We start from the raw sequence: 4,004 nt of genomic DNA on the forward strand, positions 1-4,004 counted from the left end.
GACGCCGTGGCGGCGGGCGGCTACCGAGGAGTCGCACAGGCGCGCGAGCGAGACGTCAGGCGCGGGAGCGCCTGCAGGTCGCCGCGAACCGAGGGCCGGGGCTGGCGGCGGGTCTCGACTCCGCCTACTTCCTCGGCCTGGGCAGCTCCCTCGTCCGCGGCGCCAGTCCCCACTGGTGGCGGCCCAGCCGGGAGGGCGGGAGCAGTGCGTCGAAGTCGGGGAGCCCGTCGTCCGCCAGGACATCACCGGAGATCGCCACGCTCACTACGCGGCCCAGGAGCATCGCACTGGTGCCGAGGTCGATCACGTCATGGCGCACGCACTCGAACGCGATCGGCGCCTCGGCCACCCGCGGCGCCGACACCACCTCGGAGGGCTCGGCGGTCAGGCCGGAGAGGACGAACTCGTCGACCTCCGGGCCGACCGGGGCCGAGGTGGCGTTGATGAGCTCCATCAGCGACTCGGTGCCGATGTTCACCACGAACTCCCCGGTCTCGACCACGTTGCGGTACGTGTCCTTGCGGCCGATCGAGGTGACCGAGAGGATCGCGGGGTCGGCGCAGGCCACGGTGAAGAACGAATACGGCGCGAGGTTCGACACCCCGTCGGCGGAGACGCTCGAGACCCAGGCGATGGGCCGGGGAGTGACCGATGCCGTGAGCAGGGCGTACAAACCCTTGGCCGGGGGATCGTCCGGTGTGTGGATGGTGCGCATCTCGCCATTGTCCCGCCGTCTCGGGGGGAGTGACGTGATCCCGGTCACAGCTGCTCTAGCCTGGGGCGGCGAGCACATGACGGTGAGCGGGGCGGGCGAGAGGGGCCGGGGACGATGACGGAGACGAGAGTCCGGATTCCACTGCGGGACCAGCTGTGGCTGATGATGGACCGCCCGGACAATCTCATGTACATCAACTCGGTGATGTGGTTCGCCGAGGTCCCCGACTGGGACGCGGTCTCCGAGGCGATCGCGTCGCGGATGGTCGAACCCCACCCGGTGTTCCGCCGGGTCCCGGTGCGACGGGGCCGACGGTGGTACTGGCAGGACGATCCCGACTTCGACATCTCCCGCCATCTGGTCCGACGGCGCCTTCCCTCGCCGGGCGGGCGCGCCGAGGCGGAGGCGCACGTCGCCGAGCAGATGGGGCTGCAACTCCCCGACGACCGCCCCATCTGGCGCGCCGAGTTCATCGAGGGCTACCACGGTCACGGTGGCGACCGGGAGGGGGCGCTCCTGCTGTTCCGCGTCCAGCACGGGATGGTCGACGGGATCCGTTTGACCCAGCTGGTCCTGGGGTTGTGCGACCGCGACGACGACGACCCGCTGCCCAACGTGGGTCGGGAGCTGTCCTCATCGGGCGGCGGTGTCCTGGGCGCGGTGGGCCAGGCCGGGGCAGGGCTGGCCAAGGACACGCTCGGCATCGCCCGCGGCCTCGCGGGCGCCACGATCAGATTCCCCGTGACGATGGCGCGACTGACCAGGGCCGTGGTGGCCCCGGGCCGCGGGGTCACCAGGGTGCCACGCGCGTCGTGGAATCCCTGGCCGACACCATCGACCCCACCAACAGGACGACCAACACCTACCGTGCGACCTTCCGGCTGCTGTTCGAACCCAGATCGCCGGAGCTGTCGTGGAGTGGCCACGCCCACGCCCGGAAGAAGGTCTCCTGGATCGCCGGGCTGGACCTCGCGGCGATCAAGAGGGTGGCGAAGGCGCACGACACCACGGTCACCACCGTGATGCTCGCGGCGGTGTCCAGGGCGCTCACCGAGTACCTCGACACCCACGGCGATCGTCGGGTCTCGGACATCAATCTCATGGTGCCGATGTCCATCGAGCCGGTGGCTGACGAACTGCCGGAGGAACTGGGCAACCACCTCACGATCATCCTCATGCGCCTGCCGCTGGGGATCGACGACGCCGACGAGCTCATCGACGCGATCGCCACGTCCATGTCCCGGGTGCGCTACTCGTTCGAACCACACGTCAACTTCGCCACCATGCTCGGCGTCGCGGTCACTCCCGGCCCGGTGGCGCACGCGGTGGTCGACCTGCTCGCCAACAAGACCGTCGGCCAGCTCACGTCGGTCCCCGGGCCGGTCTCCACGGTGCGGATCGCCGGCACTCCTGTCGAGGGGATACTCGGCTGGGTTCCGATGAGCGGCGACCAGGCCTTCGGAATCTGCATCTTCAGCTACAACGGCAAGGTCTCGGTGGGCATCGCCACCGACGCGGGACTCGTGCCCGACCCGGGCGAAGTCGCCGGGATGATCGAGGACAAGTTCGCGACGTTCGCCGGCTGGGACGAGGAGGACTGACCCGCGGTCACGCCGCGTGGCCGGTCCGTCCCCGCGCCCACCCGACTCACCACGCCGGCGCCGACTCACCACGCCGGCGCCGGGACCTCCGGGTGGGCGGCGAACCAGGCACCGATGTAGGACATGTCGATGCCCTGGTCCTCCGCGATCAGGTCGTACATCGTGCGCCCGTCGAGCGCCTCGCGCAGGAGGTCGGCGTGCCCGCTGTGCCGGTTGATCTCGGTCAGCACGTGCTGTGCGACCCAGCGGCCGTTGAACGGTGCCAGGTCCGACGGGAACCACGGCATCTCGGTGGGGACGGGGACCCGCGCGTCCAGGTCGGCGGCTCGGAGATGGGCGAGTCCCGCGGCGCACCGACGGTCGTACTCGGCGAGGACCTCCTCGGCGGTCGCGTCGGGATCGACCCGGTTGACGGCCTCGGCCCACTCGAAGGTCTCCGGTAGCGAGCGTCCCGTCTCCAGGGGGTCGGGCGCGGCGGCCGCCCGGCCCAGCCAGTCCTCGGCCACTTGACCGATGTGCAGGATCAGCCAGCCGAGCGTCAGCTCACTCGACGGGACCGGCCGCGCCCGCAGTTGGTCGCCGGTGAGGCCGTGGACGATCGAGCGGGCGTTGACGAGAGCGTCGTCGATCCATTCGAGCAGGGTGTCGCGCTCGGTGGTGTGGGTGGCGGCGAACAGTGGCATGGCGAACTCCTCGGTGGTGGGTCGGGGATGGTGTGGTGTCGGCGGGTGCCGACGGGTCGTCCGGATCAGACGGGTCAGACGGGTCGACCGGATCAACGGGTGTGGGCGTACAGGTCGCGGAGCAGGCACAGCTCCGCGCCGTGGTGGATGACCTCGCGGTGGATGTGCAGGACGAGGGTGGCCATGGGGGCGGCGGACCAGTGGCCCTCGGCCTCCCCGACGGGCGCGGCGAGGGCGTCGTCGTCGAGCCCCCGGACCCCCTCCATCCAGCCCGCGTAGGTGCGGTCGAGCTGGGCGAGTCCGCCCACGGCGTCACCGGCGAACTCGTGGGTCATGTAGTCGTGGGGCGGTCCGCCGAAGTGGTCGTGCCACCGGGCCCCGAGCACTCCCACGACCACGTGGCCGATCCGCCACGCGATGGTCGTCAGCGGTGCGGGCCGCGGTTCGGGATAGGCGAAGTCGATCGTGAAGTCACCGCTCCCGGCCTGCACCTCCGCGGAACCGGTGCCCCGGGGGCGCACGCCCCAGGTCCGATCATCGGGTGCGGGGGAGAAGTGGTACTCGGCGTCGGTCAGTCCCTCCAGGCGAGGCCGGAGGTGGCCGGTCCAGTGGTATTCGAGTTGGTCGGCGAGCTGGTCGGTCCAGTCGATGGTGCGGGCTGTGGTCATGGTGGTCTCCCGGTGGTGGGGGCGGTCGGCCGACGGGCGGGCGGCTCTCTCGCGGTCCGACAGCAGACTCTCAGGTGATCAGGACAGATCTGGTCCTCTGCCGGTGCGAGAGTGGACGACGTGACCGAGGACAAGATGCCCACGACCCAGCGGGTGCTGGGGCTGCTCGACCTGCTGCAGCGGCGCACCGTGTGGACCGGGCCCGAACTCGCGGCCGAGCTCGGGGTCACCACCCGCTCGGTGCGGCGGGACGTGGACCGACTGCGCGACCTGGGCTACCCGGTCGAGTCCGAACGCGGCGCGGGCGGGGGGTACCGGCTGGGATCGGGCCGGCGGC

General features: G+C 71.0%; 6 protein-coding genes. 3 read left to right on the forward strand and 3 right to left on the reverse strand.

From position 1 onward, the window contains the following. Window positions 1-124: 124 nt before the first annotated feature. On the reverse strand, window positions 125-715 hold the full coding sequence (locus G6017_RS13575) for a flavin reductase family protein (protein ID WP_182617832.1): 591 nt from the start codon (window positions 713-715) through the stop codon (window positions 125-127). Between the two features lie 114 nt (window positions 716-829). On the opposite strand from G6017_RS13575, the gene G6017_RS16920 reads away from it, so the two are divergent. Continuing rightward, window positions 830-1,738, forward strand: a complete 909-nt coding sequence (locus tag G6017_RS16920; RefSeq protein ID WP_241731551.1) for a wax ester/triacylglycerol synthase domain-containing protein — start codon at window positions 830-832, stop codon at window positions 1,736-1,738. Then, window positions 1,702-2,316: a WS/DGAT domain-containing protein gene (locus tag G6017_RS16925; RefSeq protein WP_347238010.1), complete on the forward strand. Its 615-nt coding sequence runs from the start codon at window positions 1,702-1,704 to the stop codon at window positions 2,314-2,316. Before G6017_RS16920 ends, G6017_RS16925 begins: the two co-directional genes overlap by 37 nt. Window positions 2,317-2,381: 65 nt before the next feature. Here the strand turns inward: G6017_RS16925 and G6017_RS13585 are convergent, their stop codons facing one another. Continuing rightward, complete coding sequence (locus G6017_RS13585; protein WP_182617835.1) at window positions 2,382-2,999, reverse strand: mycothiol transferase; 618 nt, start codon at window positions 2,997-2,999, stop codon at window positions 2,382-2,384. A gap of 92 nt (window positions 3,000-3,091) precedes the next feature. After that, window positions 3,092-3,667: a DinB family protein gene (locus tag G6017_RS13590; protein ID WP_194307883.1), complete on the reverse strand. Its 576-nt coding sequence runs from the start codon at window positions 3,665-3,667 to the stop codon at window positions 3,092-3,094. A gap of 135 nt (window positions 3,668-3,802) precedes the next feature. On the opposite strand from G6017_RS13590, the gene G6017_RS13595 reads away from it, so the two are divergent. After that, a partial coding sequence (locus G6017_RS13595) for a helix-turn-helix transcriptional regulator (RefSeq protein WP_182617839.1) occupies window positions 3,803-4,004 on the forward strand: 202 nt, incomplete at its 3' end.

This window comes from Dietzia sp. B44 (genome assembly GCF_014145245.1).
GTDB classification, from domain to species: domain Bacteria; phylum Actinomycetota; class Actinomycetes; order Mycobacteriales; family Mycobacteriaceae; genus Dietzia; species Dietzia natronolimnaea.